Below are 20,487 nucleotides of genomic sequence, written 5' to 3'. Positions count from 1 at the left end.
TATTAGTCGCTTTCTTATATGCTATAGCTGAATGTCTTCTTCGCGAAGAGATTTTTTATCCCAATGCTGCCATATTTTACGGTGATTTTCGCGAATTTTTTGATGACGCTCAATAACTTTTGTGTGCGTTCGCTCATATCGATTCGTTGCATCTTTAATAGGAAGTGTAAATAATGGATCTCGAGGATTTTCATTATCTTCTTTATTTGGTTCGTGCAAACGTTCAAATCTAGAAGAAACGTCTTCGGAAATACCAAAACAGACCTTAGCTATTTTTATTGCGCTTAAAATGACAATAACAACTCCTAGCGCTACCATTATCAGCATAAAAACTGTTATGAGTAGCCAAATCCACCAAGGCATTGTTATTCCTCTGTATTCGCATTATCAGCGTGATTAACGCTTAATTCACGTTGAGCGCGAGCAATAATCATACTGCGCAATGTTTCAGGAGCAACAGCTGTAATATGACGTGCGTGAGCAATGCAAAAAGCAACGAACCATGAATCAGAAGAAACAGTAAGATGGACTTTTACTCCGCTGCCACAAGTTTCCATAGTGGCTCCAGAAAGATTCTTCAAAAAGTTCAATTCTGTTTCATCGGTAATGAAGCAAGTTTCAGTTCCGTTATCAAAGCTCCACTTGCGAAGTTCACTAACTGGCACATCTGGAATTTTAACTTGAGATACAGGCTCTACAACTTCTGCACGTTCAATACGTGCTACGCGAAGAACTTGCCAAATGCGAGGCAATCCATTCGCTTTATTAATTGTCGTATCTTTAGCAACAAATTCACGTTTATCTTCTGGTGTTTGCTGCTCTACATCAGTCCATACTGCAACATAGTAAACGCCTTCATCAACGTAAATCTTCGACGGTGCAACAATCTTGCGACGAATACGTCCTGCCCCGTCAGTGTATTCCATATCTAGTAAAGATCCAGAGTTAATAGCACTGCGAACAATAGAACAATTTCGAGGCTCAATTTCGTAACCTGTTAAACTCAGCCATGGAGTTTGACCAGGAAGAACATGACGGCGAAGACGCTTATACAAGGATTCAGCTTGTGTGCGCTGTTCAATAGGCAAAAGCAAGGAATGCGCCAAATAATTAGCAGACGCAGTAAGCATGCTCAAATATTGCTGTGAAATTCCAGCAAGTCTTTCCAATCCTAAAGAGTTAGTAGCAGAAACAATTCCCTCGTTCTCAAGAAGAGTCCAATCTATATCAAAGAATTGGCTTCCGGCCATTTCCCCATCGTCAGAAACAGTAGTAAGAGTATTTATATCCTTGTGAAGAATTGTAACAAATCGACGAAGTTCATCATCGCTTTTTGGTCTACCAATAAAACGCTCAGCAAGCTCGTCTAATGGGAATTCCTCTCCAAGATGAGCAGACAAGAAAAGCATCAATCGAAGCCTACGATCTACTTCACTTCCAGTTTGGAATGAAGAGCCTTTTTTGGTATGCGATTTATCAGTGTTGCTATTTTGTTCTTCAATATTTTGCGCTTCTTGTATAGCACCTTCTTCATCTTTTTGCTCATTTTCGTCATATTGAGCAAAATTAACTGCTGCGTGCAAACGGCGATGGAAAGCATCAACTGCTTCTTGAGGGCTTACTACGCTAGATCCAGGATGTTCTAGTACAAACATCGCTAAATCGTCAGCATCAGTATAAGCAACGTTTAAATGTTCACCATCGACATCCACAGTTGCGGCAAATCTGCGAGAATCAATAACTTTTACCAATGAATCAGGTAGCATTTGTGTTCCAAGACCAGGTGCGATTGAATCTAATCCTAAGCCAGGAATAGGAGTTTGTGGAACTCTAGGAGCAGTGCGAGAAGTGCGCTGTTGCTCGTGTTGACCTGAATCAAGAGAAGAAATAGACATTGAACGAGCAAGATAATTTGCTGCAGCTAAAACTGGTAATTCAGATTGGTCGAAACGTAAACGTACGCGAGGCTCATCGCCTAATTGCAAACGATAAGACGCAAAGTCTTGACCTTCGGACTTCGAAGAATATTCTGGCTGCCTAGACTCTATTGCAATACCCATAGCAGCAAGCTTTGCGCGATCTCGCTGGAACTGTTTTGCGAATGCTGCTTTAGCTGCTTGATCTGCAAGCTCACCGTATGAATCTGCATATGCCTTTACGCGCTGTGCAATTTGACGCGAAGTCAGCCATTGCGGGAATGCGGAAGACAATACAGCGAGTACATCTAACTCGTGTTTGCCCCATTTGTCGGAAAAACGTCGCCTTCCGTTGCTTCCTTCTACCATTAGTCCTCACGTATCATGTTTGTATCAATTTACTTATGCGCCTTGCATACAAGCGACTACGAAATGCAGCAAAACTTGTGTTGCAATATTGCGCACACCTTTTCTATTTTAATGGTGTTTTGCGGTACGTGTGGACATTTTTTTAAAAAACTTCTAATAATTATATATTTTTTATTCACACGAACATCAACAACGTTGAAAATACGCCATTTTTTCGCGACACGCCATATAATTTTTTATAGATAATTTTATTTACTATCAATAAAAATCGCATATTTGCAAGAAATCTGCTTTAAACCCAAGAGTCTGGTTCAATTCCTTGCGGTCCCACGAATTCTCCATTTGGCACATAACTTGGTTCTCCTGTATCTTCTAAAACAGCGTCAGCAAACATTGAAACTTGGTTTCCAAATGTCCAATCTCCCCTAATAGTTACTGATTTTGCAGCAGCTAAAGCTGGAACAGAATATGGGAATCTTTCGTTGAAATCATTGATGTTTTTGTAATAACGTGGATCCAAATCAATATCAGGAAATATATAGTTACCATCTTCCATTTCATATGAATCAGTAAGATGGAATCTATCTGATCGCATAATAAATAAGTCATTGGTTGTTTTAACAGGCAAGAAACGCATGCGATCAACTTCTACGCAAATTGCGTCATCGAAAAGTGAAGCTATTGCTCCCATTGCTGTTTCCAATTGCACTACCGGAGTGCTGCTTTCGTCAGTTGGGTCAACAGTTTTGTGATTAAAAATAACAGGCAAAGGCAAAATCCCTTTGTGCTCTTTTAACTTTTTTTCTAGAGCATCTACACGAACCCAAATATTATTTGTGTTGAAGTATGGATGTTTTTTAATGCTTTGTGCGCTTCTACGATCCTCAGGATGAACCTGTGTCATTTCTCGTAGCATTAGTCTTCCTGTTTTCGCGTCCCTAACAATGTGACCGCCCTTACGATCTGCTTGAGTTCGCTTCGCAACCTCAATCATGATAGGTGCGCCAGTATTTTCAAAATGTTGAGCAAGAGTGCGCGACGGTCTAGCACCTAAATTGTCAGAATTTGAAATAAACAAATACTCAATTCCATTTTCTTTAAGAGTATGCAATAAATCAGATTCCCACAGAGTTGAAAAAATATCGCCGTGACCTGGAGGACACCATTCAAGAGATCGATCTTCCTTGTGAGAAACCGGTTCTCCAGTTTCCTCTGCTAATTTTGGTTCTTGATGTTGAATAATTTCTACAGGAATATTGTCTTGCACAAACTTGCGATTGCGTTTTAGTACTTGCAAAGTATCATGAGACGTGCGGAAAGAATTCATGAAAATAAGCGGAAGATTAACTCCTAATCGCTGACGAGCTGTAAGAACTTGTCCAATAATAATATCAATAAAGCGCATTTGGCGAGCTTTATGCCTACGAACTGGTAGTAAAGATTTTGCGCAAGACAAGCCCATAGATGTTCCCAAACCGCCATTTAATTTAATAAAAGCAGTTTTTGCGAATGCGTTAACAGCTTTGTCGTGATCAATAGTTTCGTAAATTTCGTGGAAAGTTGGAACGCTTTTAATAGGCTCAACCGTGCTCTCGCGAATAAACTCCGCAGACTTATCCCCTGATTTATCTAAATTCCAAGCATTATATAAGTGTTTAAATTGTTCAATAGCAATTTCGCTCATGCCTTGTTCGCGCATCTTTGCAGCGGACAACTCAAACGCGTCATCCATGTAAAAGCCTCCTCGTATGCATGTGACCTTAATAGTTTAGCGATTTGTGCGTTGCTGCGCAAATATTGCTTTTAACGGTTATTTTGAAATACTATTATGATTCTACCAAAGTTAGAAATTGCAAGATAGAAAATAATAAGCGCAGCCAATAATAAATACCGACTGCGCTTATGAGAAAATTTGCTACTAAACACCACTAAATATGAAATTTAGTTATTTTCTGCATTGTTGTCATCATTTTCTTCCGGTTCATCGCCAGTTTTTAGATGATGCTCGTCGTAGCCTTGCAAGTAACGAGTGTGGCGCCAATGGTGAATAGAAGCGTTCGTACCGCGATGATGTACGTGATACTTACGTGGAGTACCGCCATAAGGAAGCTCTTTAACTTCGCTAGCAACTGCCATTTGGTTCACATTAGAAGGATCCATAATAGCAATTGGAGCAACAGGCTCTGGTTCTGTTGGAGCGGCAGTTCGATTCTTCAAGTGCGATGGCAACCATTGTGCAAACCAAGACAATGCCAAGCAAATAAGGAAATATATTACTGCTGCAACACTTAATGTTTGCAAAATATTAAAGTACATTGATCCGAGTCTGCGCGATTCCTGAAGCAAATCAGTGTACATAATAATTGAACCAAGTGCAGTATCCTTCAAAACAACTACAAGCTGAGTTACTGCTGCAGGCATCATAGCAATAATTGCCTGAGGCATTTCAATTTGTGTCAATGATTGGTACTCGCTCAATCCTAATGCAAGTGAAGCTTCTCTTTGACCGTTTGGCAAGTTGCCAACACCTGATCTAACAAGTTCTGCAACAACAGAACCGTTATACATAATCAGTGCCAAAACAACAGCCCAGTATGATGATTCTTTCATACCAGAAAGTGCGAATGCTCTCCACAAGAAAATCATAAGCATCAATACTGGTACTGCGCGGCAAAATTCTACTACTATTGCGGAAATACTACGAATAATAAAATTAGGTAGTAAACGGCAAAGTCCGAAGAATAAGCCAAATACAATAGAACCAACTACTGCAAGTAACGATGCTTTTAGTGTCATCCATAATCCAGGAAGATAAAAATCAACCCAGGCCTCAGATTCGAGTGCAGGATTCCAAAGCGTCCAAGAAAGTTGGTTTTCTCCCTCTGGAGGATTGCTCAAACGAACGAGAATAGCAATAATGCAAATAACAAAAATGCAACCGGCAATAATATTAGCTATGCGAATTTTCTTAAGAGCTTTTGGACCTGGAGCATCGAATAATAATGATTGTTCACGTTGTTTAGCCATTGTTATCACCTTCTCACAGCAAGTTTATTTGACAAATAAGTAGTCAAAATGCCGATAGGAATGATGAGCATAATGTATCCGCAAGCGAAAATTAAGAAGATTGGAACAATCAAATCTGCATGTTTCTCAATCATTTCGCTCATCATTGTTGAAGTCTCAGTGGCAACTGATGCAGCAGCAGCAACTGTAGAATTCTTAAGCAAAGCAATAAATGTATTACCTAATGGTGCTACTGAACCGCAGAAAGTTTGTGGAAGAATTACTTGTGTTGCAGATTGGAAGAAATTTAATCCAAGGGCGCGGCAAGCTTCTGCTTGACCAACAGGTACGGTATTAAGACCAGATCTCAAAGATTCGCAAACAAATGCTGCAGTATAAAGCGACAATCCAGCAACTGCCAGCCAGAAGAAATTCACTTCAAAAATTGAGGAGAATCCTATCTTAAGCTGAGCGTAAACGCCTAAAACCATGAAAACCATAATGATGGTAAGTGGCATGTTTTTAAACAATTCAACATAAACTGTAGCAATCATGCGTAATGATGAAACAGGGCAAATGCGCATAGTAACAAGAATTACGCCAATAATTGATGAAAAAAGTACACTCCATAAAGTTATTTCAATATTAACCAAGAATGCTCCTGGAATATTGTAGGAGGTAAATAGCTGCATAAAATCTTGCATATTACTTCTCTCCTTCTTGAGGAATTGGCGGATTATACTTTGCGTTCGGCTTAAAGCCAGTGCCTCGTAAATTGTCGTCTAGAGCTCTTTTCCATGATCCGTTACGAATCATGTCTTTTAAGGCTGCATTAATTTTCTTAGCTAAGCCTGTATTTCCTTTTTTAATGCCAATTCCGTAATATTCTGCGGTAAATGGCTTGTTTACAAGCTTTAAACGACCTCGAGAAGCGGTTGCTAAACCAGCAAGAATAATGTCGTCGGTAGTTACAGCATCTACAATTCCTGAGAATAATGCAGTTGCACATTCTGCATAACCAGGCTGTTGCATAAGCTGTACTTTTGAAGAGTAACGCTCCTTAATAGCAATTGCAGATGTTGAGCCTGAAACTGAGCATAAACGCTTTCCGTCCAAATCATTTGGACCGCTTACTTTATGCTCATCTTTTCGAATTAGCAAATCCTGACCGGCAATAAAGTAAGGTCCTGCAAACGAAACCATTTTCTTGCGAGCGTCAGTAATGGAATATGTTGCAACAATCATATCTACATCACCGTTTTGAAGCATTGTTTCACGCTGTTTAGATGGTGATTCTTTCCATACGATTTGATCTTCTGAATAGCCGAGCTTTTTGGCAACGTACTTAGCAACATCAACGTCGAATCCAACGTAAGTTCCTGATTTTTTGAAACCCATACCAGGCTGATCGAATTTAATACCAATGCGTATGACTTTTTTACCATCGCTACGATCGCAAGCTGTAAGCGGCATAACGCAGCATACGGTACAAAGCATCGCTAGTATCGCACGAAAAATGCGATTTTGTAATATTTTCATATCTTTTCCCTTCGTAAGAACTGTTTTAAAGTTTCAGAATTTTTACTGAAAGATAAAACAAAAAAGCAGATTAATGCGTAAGAATCTTGGAAAGGAAATCTTTTGCACGATCAGTTTTTGGATGTTCAAAGAATTCTTCAGGAGTGCCTTGTTCAAGAATTTGACCATCTGCCATAAATACAATTCTGTCAGCTGCCTTGCGTGCAAATCCCATTTCGTGGGTAACACAAATCATAGTCATGCCTTCTTTTGCAAGCTCAACCATGACATCAAGAACTTCATTAACCATTTCCGGATCTAGTGCAGATGTAGGCTCGTCAAAAAGCATAACTTTTGGCTGCATAGCAAGAGCTCGAGCAATTGCAACACGCTGCTGCTGGCCGCCGGAAAGTTGTGAAGGCATTTTGTTTGCTTGATTATCAACTCCGACTCGAGTGAGCAATTCCATAGCAAGAGATTCAGCACTTTGCTGATCCATATGGCGCACTTTCATTGGAGCAAGAGTAACATTTTCCAAAATAGTCTTGTTAGCGAAAAGATTAAAGGACTGGAATACCATACCAACTTCTGCTCGCAAAGCTGCAAGTTCTTTTCCTTCTTGAGGAAGTGGCTCACCGTCAATACGTATGTCACCTGAATCAATAGTTTCGAGACGGTTAATTGTGCGACACATTGTCGATTTACCAGAACCAGATGGACCGATAATAACTAGTACTTCGCCTTTGTTAACAGTCAGATTGATGTCTTTAAGCACATGAAGTTTTCCATAATGCTTTTCGACATGACTTAGTTCTACGAGGGGATTTGCCGCTTTTTGCACTGAAATAGTGCGATTAGTCATATCCTCGGCGTTTGGATTTGACTTTGATACTTGCTTATCCATAACAAGAAGTTTAGCTAATCTGTGTTACAGCTATTTATCACTATCGTTACGTTTTGTAACTCTTACGTTACAAAAAAGCCGTTGATTGTGATTATAAAATCAACAATCAACGGCTTATCAATAACATTTTTTACAAGTATTTTTATTTACTCGTCTTCTTCTGGATCATAATCAACACCAGTTTCAGCACGCTGCTCGTCAGAAATTGGAGCAGGAGCACCGGTTAGAGGGTCTCTACCGCCGCCAGCCTTAGGGAATGCGATTACGTCGCGGATTGAGCTTGCACCTGCCAAAATTGCAGCAGTACGATCCCAACCCAAAGCAATACCAGCGTGAGGTGGAGCACCGTACTTGAAAGCTTCAAGCAAGAAGCCGAACTTTTCGTCAGCTTCAGCCTTGTCGATTCCAAGAACGTTAAGAACGCGGTCTTGGATATCGTCGCGGTGAATACGAACGGATCCGCCGCCCATTTCATTACCGTTGCACACAATATCGTAAGAATCGCTCATAGCGTGCTCTGGATCTTTATCAAACTTATCGATCCAATCAGCAGATGGCATTGTAAACGGATGGTGCATAGAAGTCCACTTTGAGTGGCCAACGGCGACGTCGTCATCATCTGGATCATCAGTGCGCTTAAATAGTGGGAAGTCAACAACCCAAGTGAAAGCAAACTCATCTGGGTGAAGCAATCCTGCGCGGTTAGCAAGTTCAACGCGCACTGCGCCGAGCAAAAGCTGCGAAGACTCGCGAGAACCTGCTGCGAAGAACACTGCATCGCCATCTTCTGCTCCAACAGCTTCCTTAAGACCTGCGCGCTCTTCTTCACTAAGATTCTTAGCAACAGGACCCTTTAACTCGCCATCTTCACCAAACACAACGTAAGCCAAACCTTTAGCTCCGCGCTGCTTAGCCCAATCCTGCCAAGCGTCAAATTGGCGACGAGGAGTTGCAGCACCGCCCTTAAAGAGCACAGCGCCAACGTATGAAGCTTGGAACACGCGGAATGGAGTGTTCTTAAAGTAGTCAGTCAACTCAATAAGTGGGTTTCCAAAACGCAAATCAGGCTTATCGGAACCATACTTATCCATTGCTTCCTGCCAAGTAATACGAGGCAAAGGAAGAGTAATCTCGTGACCGGCTTCCTTCCAAATAGCGGCAATAACGCGCTCTGCCATAGCCATAACGTCTTCCTGACTTGCAAAGCTCATTTCCATATCAAGCTGAGTGAACTCAGGCTGACGATCTGCACGGAAGTCTTCGTCGCGATAGCAACGAGCAAGCTGATAGTAGCGCTCGACGCCAGAAACCATGAGCAACTGCTTTAGAAGCTGAGGAGACTGTGGAAGTGCGTACCAAGAGCCTGGAACCAATCGTGCTGGAACAACGAAGTCGCGAGCACCTTCAGGAGTTGACTTAATGAAAGTTGGTGTTTCAACTTCAGTAAAGTTCATGTCTTCCAAAGCATGGCGGGCAGCCTTAGCCATATCAGAGCGAAGCTTCAAATTGCGCTGCATAGATGGGCGACGCAAATCAAGGTAACGATATTTCAAACGAACATCTTCGCTTGGAAGCTTGTTCTCGGACTCGTTTTCCAAAGCTGTTGAAACCTGGAATGGCAAAGCGTCTGACTTTGCGAGAATAGTAACAGTTTCTGCAACAATCTCAATTTTACCGGTTGCTAAATGATCGTTTTCGTTGCCATCTGGGCGCAAGCGAACTTCGCCGGTCACTTGCACAACGAATTCACTACGCAATGGTCGTGCAGTTTCTTCATCGTAAATAACAACTTGCACTAAGCCTGTGTTATCACGGACATCAACAAAGGCAACTCCACCATGATCGCGGCGACGATCAACCCAACCAGCGATGGTTACTTTTTGCCCGACTAATTCTTCAGTCACTTCAACGGCATGATGTGTGCGATACGCCGTCTGGCTCATAAGTCCACTTCCTCTACAATCTAATTGATATTCATTTGTTTCTATTGACATGATTTTGCGCACAATATTCAAGCAAATTTGCAAGACATTATTTAGCGCAAGAAACTGTCTGCCGGGCATAAACAGTATCCGGTTGCCAAGACGTGGCATCCGCGGTTTCCTGTTCGCCAGTAATAATATTTTTTACTTCATCGTGAGATGACTCTGATTCAGTGCTATCAGCAGGGAACCACACATAAGGAATGCCGAGCTTGTCAGCATATTTTATTTGCTTACCAAGCTTTGCTGCGCTAGGAGCAACATCTGCTGCAATGCCTCGATCTCGTAAAGTTTTAGCAATAGCATTGCATGCAGGGCGATCTTCTTCATTCCAAACTGCAACAAGTACTGCAGCAGGAGAAACTCGAGAAACAGTAGCACCTGCAGTGTGAAGCATATAAGAAAGCAGTCGAGACATGCCGATTGAAAGTCCTACGCCTGGATACTTCTTCTTGCCTTGTGAAACTAAATTATCGTAACGACCGCCAGAGCAAATTGAACCAAGAGATTCTGCGTTGTCAAGGAAAGTTTCGTAAACAGAACCAGTATAGTAGTCAAGTCCACGAGCAATCTTCAAATCAGCAACAACAGCACCTGGACGGATACGTGCTGCTTCGTCTACAATCATCGCAAGAGTTTCAACACCTTGAGAAGCTAAAACGTAAGACTCGTTATCATCGCTTCGAGAAATATTATGCTTATCGCATAATTCGTCGAAACGAGACTTCAACTCATCTCCTGTTTCAGCAGTAAGTTCAGCTAATTCTAAGCATGCATCAGCTTGAGAAGCCGTAGCGCCGCATTCTTTTACCAAAAGCTTAGATACTTCTTCAGCACCAATTTTGTCTAGCTTATCGATTTCTCGAAGAACTCCCTCAATATCGCTTAATCCAATACCGCGATAAAAACCTTCAGAAAGCTTTCGATTGTTAGCATGAACAGTTGCCTTAGGAAGACCAAATTTACGTAAACGTTCAAGAGCTTCAACCATAACAAGTGGAAGTTCAACTTCGTAGTGTGAAGGTAATTCGCCATTTCCTACTACATCGATATCTGCTTGAACAAACTCACGGAAACGACCTTCTTGTGGACGCTCCCCTCGCCAAACTTTTTGCATTTGCCAGCGCTTAAATGGGAACGTCAAATCACCAGTATGCTCAACGACGTAACGGCTGAGCGGAACTGTTAAATCGAAATGTAAACCAATGCGTTCTTCTACAGGAGTGTCGGATTCGTGACCAACTTCTTGTAAACGCGACAATAAATAAATTTCTTTACTGGTTTCGCCTTTTTTTAATAAGCTTGAACCCTGTTCTACTGCACGTGTTTCAATTCCAATAAAACCGTTGAGTTCAAACACTTCTCTTAGTGTGTCAATTACTTGCTGTTCAACAGCGCGTTCACTAGGAAGCCATTCAGGGAAACCCGATATTGATGAGCCTTGTACCATGTCCACTATAATAGGTGGTGTTGCGGAAAAATCATGGCTTACCGTCATACTTATTCGTAACAATGTTACCGTGCATCTGCTGTAAGGAGTCGTCCCGTGACCGAACAGACTAAACCTGAAGAAACTACTAAAACTACTACCGCGCCAAAGCCAGTTGCTCCATCTCCAGCAAGCTTCGCGCATAAGACTCGTGTTGTTGCTCAAGCACCAACCATTTCTTATAGTGAAGAGGATATTAAAGCCGCAAAAACCTTTGGCCGTGTTGATGAAAATGGCACTGTTTACGTTACTGAAAACGGTGCTGAGCGTGAGGTTGGTCAATACTCCACTGGCACTCCTGAAGAAGCGTTGACTTTCTATATTCATCGTTATCTTGATTTGAAGATTAAGCTTGATCTTTTCGCTAAGCGCTTGGAAGCTTCCAATGTAAAAGCAAAAGAAATTGACGAAACGCTTAATACTTTGAAAGCTGAATTGGAAAATCCTGCTGCCGTAGGCGATATTGCTGCTTTACGTGCGCGACACGCCGAATTGACTGCAAAAGGTAATAAAAAGAAAGAAGCAATCGCTAAAGCTCGAAAAGAAGCTCTAGAAAAAGCTTTGAAAGAACGTACAAATATTGTAGAACGTGCAGAATCGTTAGTAGCACAAATGAATGAATCTACAAACTGGCGTGAATTAAACGATAAGTTACGTGCTTTATTTGACGAATGGCAGGAGCATCAGCGTACTACTATTCACTTAAATAAGTCTGATGCCGATGCTTTGTGGCAGCGTTTTTCAAAGGCTCGTTCTGCATTCTCTCAGGCTCGTAACTCTTGGGTTAAAGAACGTGAGCACGTGCGTAATACTGCTAAGCAGCTTAAGGAAGCTATTATTGCAGAAGCTGAAAGCTTAAAAGATTCAAAAGATTGGCGTGAAACTTCTATGAAGTTCAATGCTTTGATGGATCGTTGGAAGAAAGCTGGCAATGCTGGTCGTCAGCACGATGATGCTTTGTGGACTAAGTTCCGCGAAGCTGCTGATGCTTTCTATCATGCTCGTCAAAATGACCGTGAAAAGGTTAATGCTGGAGAACACGAAAATCTTGCTAAGAAGGAAGCTTTGCTCGTAAAAGCAGAGGCTTTGTTGCCAGTAGAAAATGAAGAAGCTGCTAAGAAGGCTCGTAAGGCTTTGTCTCAGATTCAGGAAGAATGGGATGCTATTGGTTTCGTTCCTCGTGAAGATATGCGTCGTATTGAGTCTCGCTTGAACGACGTTGATAAAAAGATTAAGGCTGTTGAAGACGCTGCTTGGCGTGAGGCTGATCCTGAAGCTAATGCTCGTAAATCCAGTTTTGCTTTACAGTTGGAAGCGCAACTCGAAGAGCTTAACGCTGCTATTGCTAAGGAAACCGATAATAAGCGTAAAGCTAAGTTGGAAGCTGAAAAGGCTACTAAAGAGCAGTGGCTTAACGCTGTTAAGTAAATTAGTTTTATAACTAATTAAAAGTATGGGGTTGCTTAAAAATCAAGCGACCCCATACTTATTTTTCGGCTGTATTTTAAGATTTATTTGCTTTTAAGAGTTTTTTATTAAAGATTTAGCTAAATGAATAAAAGTATTAGCTAAATTAGAATCTGCCAATTTTCCATCTTCGGTTAGAACAGCAGGTCGCCCTGCTTCACCAGTTTCTCTAAGCGCAGGATCTAAAGGAAGTTGAGCTAAAAGAGGCACATTAGTGTCAAGAGCGTTACAAAGTTGTTCGCTTACTCTCTTTCCTCCTCCTGAACCAAACAATTCTAAGCGCTCGCCGTTATTTTCAAACCAGCTCATGTTCTCAACAACTCCGCGAACTTTTACAGGAATTTGCAAAGCCATAAGACCTGATCTAACTGCCACATCTGATGCACTAGGCTGTGGAGTTGTTACTACAACAAGCTCTACATTTGGTAAGGATTGTGCTACAGCTAATGCCATATCTCCTGTGCCTGGAGCTAAATCAAGAAGTAAAACATCGGGGTTGCCCCACCAAACATCGGAAAGAAACTGTTCTAAAGAACGTTGTAATCGTGGTCCTCTCCACAAAATAGCACGATCGGTTCCAGCAAACATTCCAATAGAAATAAGCTTTACTCCCCAAGCAACTACAGGCATAAGCATTCCGTTTAAATTTGTTGGTTGAGAATTAACTCCAAACATTCGCGGTAAAGAAAAGCCGTAAATATCGGCGTCGATAGCTGCAGTATCGTAACCTAATGCTGCAAAAGTTGCAGCTAAATTAGCAGTTATAGAAGATTTTCCCACTCCGCCTTTCCCAGAAGCTATAGCAAAAATTCTCGTGCGAGTGCCAGCTTTATTAAATGGATTTTCTTTGCGTTCAGCTTTTAAATCTGCAACTAACTTTTCTAATTTAGTTTTACTCATTGCAGTAGCGTTAACGTGCGGTATGAGTATTGCTTGAGGATATTTAGATATAGCTTCTTGAACTCGTCCTGTAATCACTTCTGCAAGAGGGCAATTTGGCACAGTAAGTTCAAGATTTATTTCTACATCATAAGCAAACTTTGTTGCATCAATAGTTTCAGCTTTTTTTATCACATGCACTCCAGTTACCATATTTAATTCGGTAACAGAGCGACCTAATTCTGGATCAATAACGCTACCCAGCAAATCGTAAACTTGTTTTTCGAGTTCACTTGTATTCATGCGTTATGATTCCTCAGCAATGAGATTTGACACAGTATTATTTGCAATTTGTAGTATTTCTTCTAAGTTCCCAGTTTTTAAAAGAGCATTAAACTGTTGTTCGTTAAGCATAGGAATGCCGAGTTCTTGCGCTTTAGTTGCCTTGGATCCTGCATTTTCGCCTAGAATAACGCAATATGTGTTCTTGCTTACTGATCCTGATGCTTTGCCGCCTCTTGAGACTATAGCCTCTTTTGCGCTGTCTCGTGTAAATCCTTGCAAAGATCCTGTAACAACTATTGTTTTACCTACTAATGTTTGAGCGAAAGATGATGTTTCAACTTTCCCTACTACACCTGCTTCTTGCCACGATTTTAATACTTCAAATTGCCAATTAGCAGGGTCTTTAGCTTGCTGGAACCAGTTGTATACTGCTTGCGCAATTTCAGGACCAACTCCATCAATTTGTGTAAGTTCTTCAATAGATGCTTTGGAAATATTGTCTAAAGATCCAAAATTTGCCGCTATAAGACGTGCAGTTGGTGGACCTAGTCTACGAATAGATAAAGCAACCAAAACTCGCCACAGTGCTGCATTTTTGCCTTTTTGAGCTATTTCTTCAAGCATGCTACGAGTAGTTTCAGAAGGTCTTGTATACCATGGCACATTTATTGTTTCTTTAGCGTTGTCGCTAGTTTTAGCATTTCTAGTAATGCGCTTATTTTTCCAAAGTACCACTTTAGCGTCAATTGGAACTTGGAATTTAGGATATTGAGGATCCCATTGTTCGTTTGGTGAAGTAGTTTTTTCGGGAGTTCCTTCTGCTTCGTAATTTGTAGATAACTTTGCTTCGATTGTGCGAGTCCAAAATGCTCTAACTTGATGCCAAAGACCAGATCCGCCTATTTTGCGTGTACGCTTTTTAAAGCTACCGTCTTTACTAACTTCTTTCCACTCTTCAACAAGAGGAATTTCTTTCCAAACCATTACATTTTGCAAATCGTCGGCAGTAATACTAAATAATCCAGCTTCATTTCTAAGTACTGGAGTTTGTGGTTCAGGTAGCGTTAAATCTGGTGCCGGTATATATGATTGTTGAGTTGCTCCTCGCTGAATTATAATTTTATCCATATCTGGGCAGTAAACTTCTGCAGTTGTAGGCCTGCAATCCTCAGGATTTGTAAGAGCTAGCGCAGCGTTATCGCCCAAATTTTCAATATCAAAAGCTTGTCTGGAAGCCAAGTGAATTATTCGTTCTGTAAGTTGAGCTGGGCAGTTTTCTACATTTGGGCAACGAATGTCTTTATCTCCCTCTTTTGCAGGAGCTAGCTTAGTTCCACAAGATGGGCAGTATTCTGGCATAACAAACTTTCTAAGTTCATTTTCTCGCCCTTCCCTAGCTTTAAGTACCGGTCCGACTAATTCTGGAATAACATCCCCAGCTTTACGAACTACGACAGTATCGCCAATTAGCACACCTTTATGTTCAACTTCGTAAGCATTATGAAGAGTTGTGCGAGAAATTGTCGATCCTGCTACAGTAACAGGTTCAAGAACAGCTACAGGAGTTACTCTTCCAGTTCTTCCAACCTGGACAATAATATCCTTCAAATAAGTATTAACTTCTTCAGGAGGATACTTGTATGCAATAGCCCATCGTGGAGCTCTAGAAGTAGCTCCTAGTTGATGCTGTAATGCTCTGTCATCAACTTTTACAACTATGCCGTCTAAAGCGTGCAAAATATTTGCTCTATGCTTTCCGTAATAGTCAATCATTTCTTCTATTTCAGAAAAATTTGTGACTTTTCTTGTGTACGGAGAAACAGGTATTCCCCACTGTTGATAGAGCTTATATGCGTCAGACTGATTAAATTTTGTTTCACTATTGTTATGGCTTGTATTTTCTTTCCAACGAAGCTCACCTAGTCCGTGTGCAAAAAAGCTTAATCGACGCGTGGCTGTAATTCGTGGGTCTTTTTGGCGCAAAGAGCCAGCTGCAGCGTTACGAGGGTTTGCAAAAGCAACTCGTCCAGCATTTTCTTGTTCATCATTTAATTTTCTAAAGTCTTCCCATTTCATAAAAACTTCGCCACGAATTTCCACGAACTCAGGAATATCGTCAGGATTATCAGAATGAAGCTGTGTTGGTATTGCTTCAATCGTTCTTACGTTTAATGTAATATCCTCGCCAGTTACGCCATCGCCTCTAGTAAGACCTTGTTCAAGAGTACCGTTGCGATAAATAAGATTTAAAGCAAGACCATCAATTTTTACTTCGCAAGTCATAGGAAGAGGCTTAGACTCATCCCATTGTAAATCGCGAATTACGCTGTTATACCAATCATGTAATTCTTCAATTGAAAATACGTCATCCAAACTCATCATTCGAGACGGATGCTTTACAGAAGTAAAATCGTTAGAAAAAGTTCCACCTACGCGATGTGTTGGAGATTGAGGTGTGTCTAAAGTTGGGAAGGCAGCTTCTAAAGCGCTTAGCGCTCGCATTCTTGCATCATATGCTGCGTCTGAACTAGTCGGAGAATCTTCTACGTAATAAGCAATTTGATCAGATTGTGCCCAAGCTGCCAATTTCGCCCAAAGTTTCGCAGCTTGCTCTATAGTAAGCGTCGCTGGCTGCAAGTTTCCAAGAGTCAACGCATCAGTGTCTGTTGGTTTCAAGTTTGCAATCCACTTTTCGGTGTCTATTGTAGAGTTCCACTCATTCGCTTCATACATGTCAGTTTTGTTATCAGTTTTGCTATCAGCCTGAGTAACAGTCCCTGTTTTAACTGTACTTATGCTATTAGTTTCGTTTTTTGGCGCTTCATGAGATATAGTTTGCTCGTCAAAATCGTAAAAAAGCGATAACTGTTCGCTCTCTGTTGACTCTTCGCGAATACTATTTTCACTCATGAATATTCCCTTCAGCTACGTTTTACTAATGCCTATAAACAGTATCTAATAAGACTGTATAAGCACAGTAAAAACTATTCAATGATGTATTGAGTATTAAGCTAATAAATTTTAAAACTGCTTGCTCTATTTCTTAAGCGTTTAAAGATCTTAAGAACTGTGTTTGTACTGTGCTACTTAGATCTTCGTTAGAAGTCATTCGAATATTTGCAACACATAAAGTTCTTGCAATTACAAACATTCCATCGTTCACAGTTAATTTTGCTGCTTTATCAATAATCTCTTCTGCTTCAATATCAGGCCAAGCTGGTACGTCTTCAGAAAGAAGAGCCATCTGTGCTTCATGTATATTGCTCGGTATTAGCTTGCACTGCGATCTCATTCTAGAAAGAAGCTCATCAAGTTCCATTTCTAGCGGCTCAATCTTTCCTGGAGCTAAGTATTGTGCCATTCTATATGAAGATGCAGCAATGAGGAAATTATTCTGCATCCATTCCGCATAAGCGAGCTTATAGTAAGCAAAAGCAGCGTCATCCCTATCGAGAGACACATTCAAAGCGTTAATGCAAGCTGCAATAACAGATGACCAATCCTCTTTTTGCGCAAGTATATCAGCTAATCTTAAATGAGAAAGAGCGTAAGTAGGAGCGTACGAAACCATAATATTTAAATGGCGTAAAGCTTCGTCATGTTGGTTTAATTGCGAAAGTAAATCAGCAAGTTCCATATGCGCGTAGAAAAGACCGTCAGGAATAAGTCTTGTTCGTTCTTCTTTAGTTGCAAATAGATGATTATAAATTACTCTCTCAGCGTAGGAATTAAAGTATCTTGGTACAGCTTCGCTGCTAGTAAACATAGTATCGAATTGTGCTACAGAATTTTCGTACTCTTTTAAAGCCTCGCTAAGGTCCCCATTCATAAACTGTTCGTGAGCTTTTGTGCGAATATCTCTTATACGTTTTGCTGTAGTAAATGAAAGATTGGGTAAATCTGTTTCGTCAATTAGTGCTCGCGTTATTGAATCTGCTTGAGCGTTAAGTTCAGGATCGTCAATGCTTTCAATAATACTCATAGCTTCGTGAGCTTTTTGTGCAGTTGTTGGCATAAGTTCTGAAGCAATATGATGGAAGTCGGCAACAGCTTGTTGCAGAAGATCTTCACGTTGTATAGAAAGCCCTTGTGCGTATTGTGTTCCCAGTATGCTTTCCTGATCTGCTGTAAAAATTTTGTCAGAAAATTCAGGTTCTTCTTGTGATCCATGAGGAGAAAAGCGGCTACTGTGAACATCAAAATCTGGTTCGATGGTATTTAATTTTCCATGAGAATCAATGTTTAATTTGGCATTAAATTTTTCGTATGTTTTTATAGGATTATTTAATCCGTTTTGGTGAATAAGTTTTATAAATCTGTCTCTGCTAAACGTAACTGTAGTTAGAGCTCGTATGGATGGTGCTGTAGTAAAAGCTGCAAATGAATTTTCTTCTTTAGACTTATCCATGCTGTTTTCGGACAGTTGATTTTCGTTAGAATCTGCGTTTGTGTCTGTTTCTGAGTTTAATTCTTGGCTGCTTGCGCTCGCATGTATTGATATGACATTATTGTTTGTCTTGTTTGCGTTACTAATATTAGTCTGCTGCATTTCTTGCAATTTAGACGGGTCTCCATGAATGTCACCGTCTTTTGGATCTCCTTTTGGCTTGGATGAATCATTATTTGCAGCGTCACTATTCATAACGTTAAGCGCATTAAGAGTACGATTTACAAGATTGTTCATAGCATTGTTTTGTGCTGTAACCATCTCTTCTAAGCCTATTGAATCTAAGCGTATAGAAACATTTTTTACTTTACCGCTTGCTCCAAAAGCTAGAGTAGACATTATCATTCCAACTTGAAGATTGTAGTTTGTAGCTAGTTTTTCTTTATCGTCGTCGTTCAGATTTTTCCAAGATTTATCCTCATTAGCGTAAGCTACAGATGGCATAAGTGCAGCTCCAGCTGTAGTAAGGTTTATTGCCACGTTACCATCTTCTAAATTAGATCGGAATTCCGCGTCAAAACGGAACGGCAAATATACGCTTCTAATAAGATTAGAAAGACGCTGCCTATAGGACCATTCACTGTCGTTATCTATCTTATTGAAATACTTATCGTTATTTTTTACCTGCTTTGCTCTTCTCCACATGTGCAAAATAGGTCTTATTTTGTCGTCCATCAGAGGATTGCCAAAAAATTGCATACCTATTGAACCGCTTGCTGCAAAAGCAATATCTTTAATCATTGCCATGTCGATTTGTGATGCCTGCTCTTCTTTTATAGTATTTTCGCAAGTTTTTCCTCCCATAATGGAGTTAATTTGCAGACAATCATAAATTGAATATAAACGGTTAATAGCGCCTTCTATTTTAAGTACTTTGAGTGCAGCATTTGGTTCCAAAGCATCATCCCAAAGTAAGTAGTTTGCTTCTGTTTGCTGAGATTTTTGCATGTGTAGGCGTTCTGCACCATGCACTGCTTCCAGGCTGCGTTCTGTTTCTAAAGCTCCAGTTGAGCGCATTAATTTTTCGAAATATTCTTCTAAACCTGAAACTCTTAAATTTTCTTTTTTCGCTATTTTTATGTCTTCTACACTTCTTCGTATTGCTCCTAAAGGTGCTTCGTGTTCTAGTCTGCGAAGTACATTGCTGTAACCAAATCCAGTTAAAGACTTGTGCATGTCTGGAATGAATAATGCTGCAAAGAATGCTATTGTTATTGCATTTCTGTATGTAAGATTGCATCGTAAGTTTTCTGGAAGTTTAGTTCGTAACTCTTCGAGAGTATAAGTTTTTTTAGTTCCGAACCCGTGTGAGATCCATGATCCGATTTTAATTAAACCGTCATCTTCTGAAAGTTGTAAAACTAAGTCTCCGTTTGATACGCAAAATACGTTTTCTTTTCTAATTTTTGAAAAAGTTTTAGAAAAGTGGTTTATTTTTCCGGCAAAAGTTTTAGAGCGTTGTTCTGGTTTTAACGCGCTTTTAGACTTACTGCTTTCTAAAGAAGCGAGAAAATCTTCTACGGTTGCGTCGCCATTTAAATAGGATTCTACGATATTATCCATATCATAGTCTGTATGTTTGGTGTATGTTTCGTCAAACGCTTCCGAAAATGCACATTTTAGAGTAATTTTTGTTTTTTTATATTGTTTTCCATAAAAACGGTGTAAATCTTTCAGTGAAGAATTATTTTTTTCTACAAATGAAAGTTGCGGTCTCATGTCTTGAATATCTTCGTAGCTAAGTTTGCTGCCGAGAAATATTCGCCCTTCTGAATCTGCTACTGCTAGTTGAAGGAATTTTCTTCCGTCTTCTTTAAATAATCCAATTGACGTGTATTCTTTTTTCTTGTTAAGTTGAACCCAGCCTAATTGATTGTTGATATTTGTTTGTGGAAAATCTTTAATAACGTACTTTTTAGCGCGCGACGAAATATCTATTGGATTGCCTTCTGACCACAACGAGTTAAGAGATTCTTGTAGTTGCAACATACTATCTTCCTGAGATTCTGAATTTTCAGTAGTTTGCATGTTGTTAGTCATAATCCCCATTCTTTCACTTTGCTTTGTGGCATGTGAGTTTTTGTTTTATATTTTTAGCGCACATAATGTGGCGTTTAATCACATTATTTTAGTATATAAGAAATTATGCATGTTATAAAATGCGCGACATTATTTATCGAAATTATTTCATCAATAGATTGCTAATAAGAGAATACGACGGCTTC

At 40.2% G+C, this 20,487-nt stretch carries 13 protein-coding genes; 1 reads left to right on the top strand and 12 read right to left on the bottom strand.

From position 1 onward, the window contains the following. Window positions 1-21: 21 nt before the first annotated feature. The 9 genes from HXT37_RS04445 to hisS all read right to left on the bottom strand — a co-directional run bounded on the left by HXT37_RS04445 (window position 22) and on the right by hisS (window position 11,145). The gene (locus HXT37_RS04445) at window positions 22-363 is read right to left on the bottom strand and encodes a hypothetical protein (protein ID WP_064622067.1); all 342 of its coding nucleotides are present in this window, start codon (window positions 361-363) and stop codon (window positions 22-24) included. Window positions 364-365: 2 nt separating this feature from the next. Then, window positions 366-2,285, bottom strand: coding sequence for a helix-turn-helix transcriptional regulator (locus HXT37_RS04440; RefSeq protein WP_004108930.1), 1,920 nt, complete (start codon window positions 2,283-2,285; stop codon window positions 366-368). A gap of 292 nt (window positions 2,286-2,577) precedes the next feature. After that, on the bottom strand, window positions 2,578-4,017 hold the full coding sequence (locus HXT37_RS04435) for a UTP--glucose-1-phosphate uridylyltransferase (protein WP_064621583.1): 1,440 nt from the start codon (window positions 4,015-4,017) through the stop codon (window positions 2,578-2,580). 209 nt (window positions 4,018-4,226) lie between these two features. Beyond that, on the bottom strand, window positions 4,227-5,312 hold the full coding sequence (locus tag HXT37_RS04430) for an amino acid ABC transporter permease (RefSeq protein ID WP_004108936.1): 1,086 nt from the start codon (window positions 5,310-5,312) through the stop codon (window positions 4,227-4,229). A gap of 5 nt (window positions 5,313-5,317) precedes the next feature. Next, a complete protein-coding gene (locus tag HXT37_RS04425; protein ID WP_004108938.1) occupies window positions 5,318-5,995 on the bottom strand; it encodes an ABC transporter permease subunit in 678 nt (225 codons plus the stop codon). Between the two features lies 1 nt (window position 5,996). Then, window positions 5,997-6,830, bottom strand: coding sequence for a glutamate ABC transporter substrate-binding protein (locus tag HXT37_RS04420; RefSeq protein WP_102155150.1), 834 nt, complete (start codon window positions 6,828-6,830; stop codon window positions 5,997-5,999). Between the two features lie 70 nt (window positions 6,831-6,900). Further along, window positions 6,901-7,713, bottom strand: coding sequence for an amino acid ABC transporter ATP-binding protein (locus HXT37_RS04415; RefSeq protein ID WP_012914189.1), 813 nt, complete (start codon window positions 7,711-7,713; stop codon window positions 6,901-6,903). A 146-nt stretch (window positions 7,714-7,859) separates the two neighbouring features. After that, window positions 7,860-9,656, bottom strand: a complete 1,797-nt coding sequence (gene aspS, locus HXT37_RS04410; protein WP_103013868.1) for an aspartate--tRNA ligase — start codon at window positions 9,654-9,656, stop codon at window positions 7,860-7,862. An 88-nt stretch (window positions 9,657-9,744) separates the two neighbouring features. Then, window positions 9,745-11,145, bottom strand: a complete 1,401-nt coding sequence (gene hisS, locus HXT37_RS04405) for a histidine--tRNA ligase (RefSeq protein ID WP_004108947.1) — start codon at window positions 11,143-11,145, stop codon at window positions 9,745-9,747. 96 nt (window positions 11,146-11,241) lie between these two features. On the opposite strand from hisS, the gene HXT37_RS04400 reads away from it, so the two are divergent. Beyond that, entirely contained in the window at window positions 11,242-12,612 is a 1,371-nt protein-coding gene (locus tag HXT37_RS04400) for a DUF349 domain-containing protein (protein WP_004108949.1), read from the top strand. A gap of 93 nt (window positions 12,613-12,705) precedes the next feature. Here HXT37_RS04400 and HXT37_RS04395 read toward each other — a convergent pair whose 3' ends face one another. The 3 genes from HXT37_RS04395 to HXT37_RS04385 all read right to left on the bottom strand — a co-directional run bounded on the left by HXT37_RS04395 (window position 12,706) and on the right by HXT37_RS04385 (window position 20,302). Then, on the bottom strand, window positions 12,706-13,833 hold the full coding sequence (locus tag HXT37_RS04395; RefSeq protein ID WP_004108951.1) for an Mrp/NBP35 family ATP-binding protein: 1,128 nt from the start codon (window positions 13,831-13,833) through the stop codon (window positions 12,706-12,708). Window positions 13,834-13,836: 3 nt separating this feature from the next. After that, complete coding sequence (ligA, locus tag HXT37_RS04390) at window positions 13,837-16,548, bottom strand: NAD-dependent DNA ligase LigA (RefSeq protein WP_415705432.1); 2,712 nt, start codon at window positions 16,546-16,548, stop codon at window positions 13,837-13,839. Between the two features lie 310 nt (window positions 16,549-16,858). Beyond that, window positions 16,859-20,302 (bottom strand): tetratricopeptide repeat protein, encoded by a 3,444-nt coding sequence (locus HXT37_RS04385; RefSeq protein WP_421779320.1) that lies wholly within the window; start codon window positions 20,300-20,302, stop codon window positions 16,859-16,861. Window positions 20,303-20,487 lie beyond the last annotated feature (185 nt).

The organism is Gardnerella sp. DNF01151, from assembly GCF_049244235.1.
GTDB lineage: Bacteria > Actinomycetota > Actinomycetes > Actinomycetales > Bifidobacteriaceae > Bifidobacterium > Bifidobacterium swidsinskii.
The sequence above is the reverse complement of the archived record's forward strand: the minus strand, read 5'-3'. Positions and strand labels throughout refer to the sequence as shown.

Bases quoted from the DNA above. Each gene is read 5' to 3' on its own strand.
- HXT37_RS04420 (WP_102155150.1), bottom strand. From the start codon at position 6,830: ATGAAAATATTACAAAATCGCATTTTTCGTGCGATACTAGCGATGCTT.
- HXT37_RS04435 (WP_064621583.1), bottom strand. From the start codon at position 4,017: ATGGATGACGCGTTTGAGTTGTCCGCTGCAAAGATGCGCGAACAAGGC.
- HXT37_RS04385 (WP_421779320.1), bottom strand. From the start codon at position 20,302: ATGACTAACAACATGCAAACTACTGAAAATTCAGAATCTCAGGAAGAT.
- aspS (WP_103013868.1), bottom strand. From the start codon at position 9,656: ATGAGCCAGACGGCGTATCGCACACATCATGCCGTTGAAGTGACTGAA.
- HXT37_RS04440 (WP_004108930.1), bottom strand. From the start codon at position 2,285: ATGGTAGAAGGAAGCAACGGAAGGCGACGTTTTTCCGACAAATGGGGC.
- HXT37_RS04415 (WP_012914189.1), bottom strand. From the start codon at position 7,713: ATGGATAAGCAAGTATCAAAGTCAAATCCAAACGCCGAGGATATGACT.
- ligA (WP_415705432.1), bottom strand. From the start codon at position 16,548: ATGTATGAAGCGAATGAGTGGAACTCTACAATAGACACCGAAAAGTGG.
- HXT37_RS04430 (WP_004108936.1), bottom strand. From the start codon at position 5,312: ATGGCTAAACAACGTGAACAATCATTATTATTCGATGCTCCAGGTCCA.
- hisS (WP_004108947.1), bottom strand. From the start codon at position 11,145: ATGGTACAAGGCTCATCAATATCGGGTTTCCCTGAATGGCTTCCTAGT.
- HXT37_RS04395 (WP_004108951.1), bottom strand. From the start codon at position 13,833: ATGAATACAAGTGAACTCGAAAAACAAGTTTACGATTTGCTGGGTAGC.
- HXT37_RS04425 (WP_004108938.1), bottom strand. From the start codon at position 5,995: ATGCAAGATTTTATGCAGCTATTTACCTCCTACAATATTCCAGGAGCA.
- HXT37_RS04445 (WP_064622067.1), bottom strand. From the start codon at position 363: ATGCCTTGGTGGATTTGGCTACTCATAACAGTTTTTATGCTGATAATG.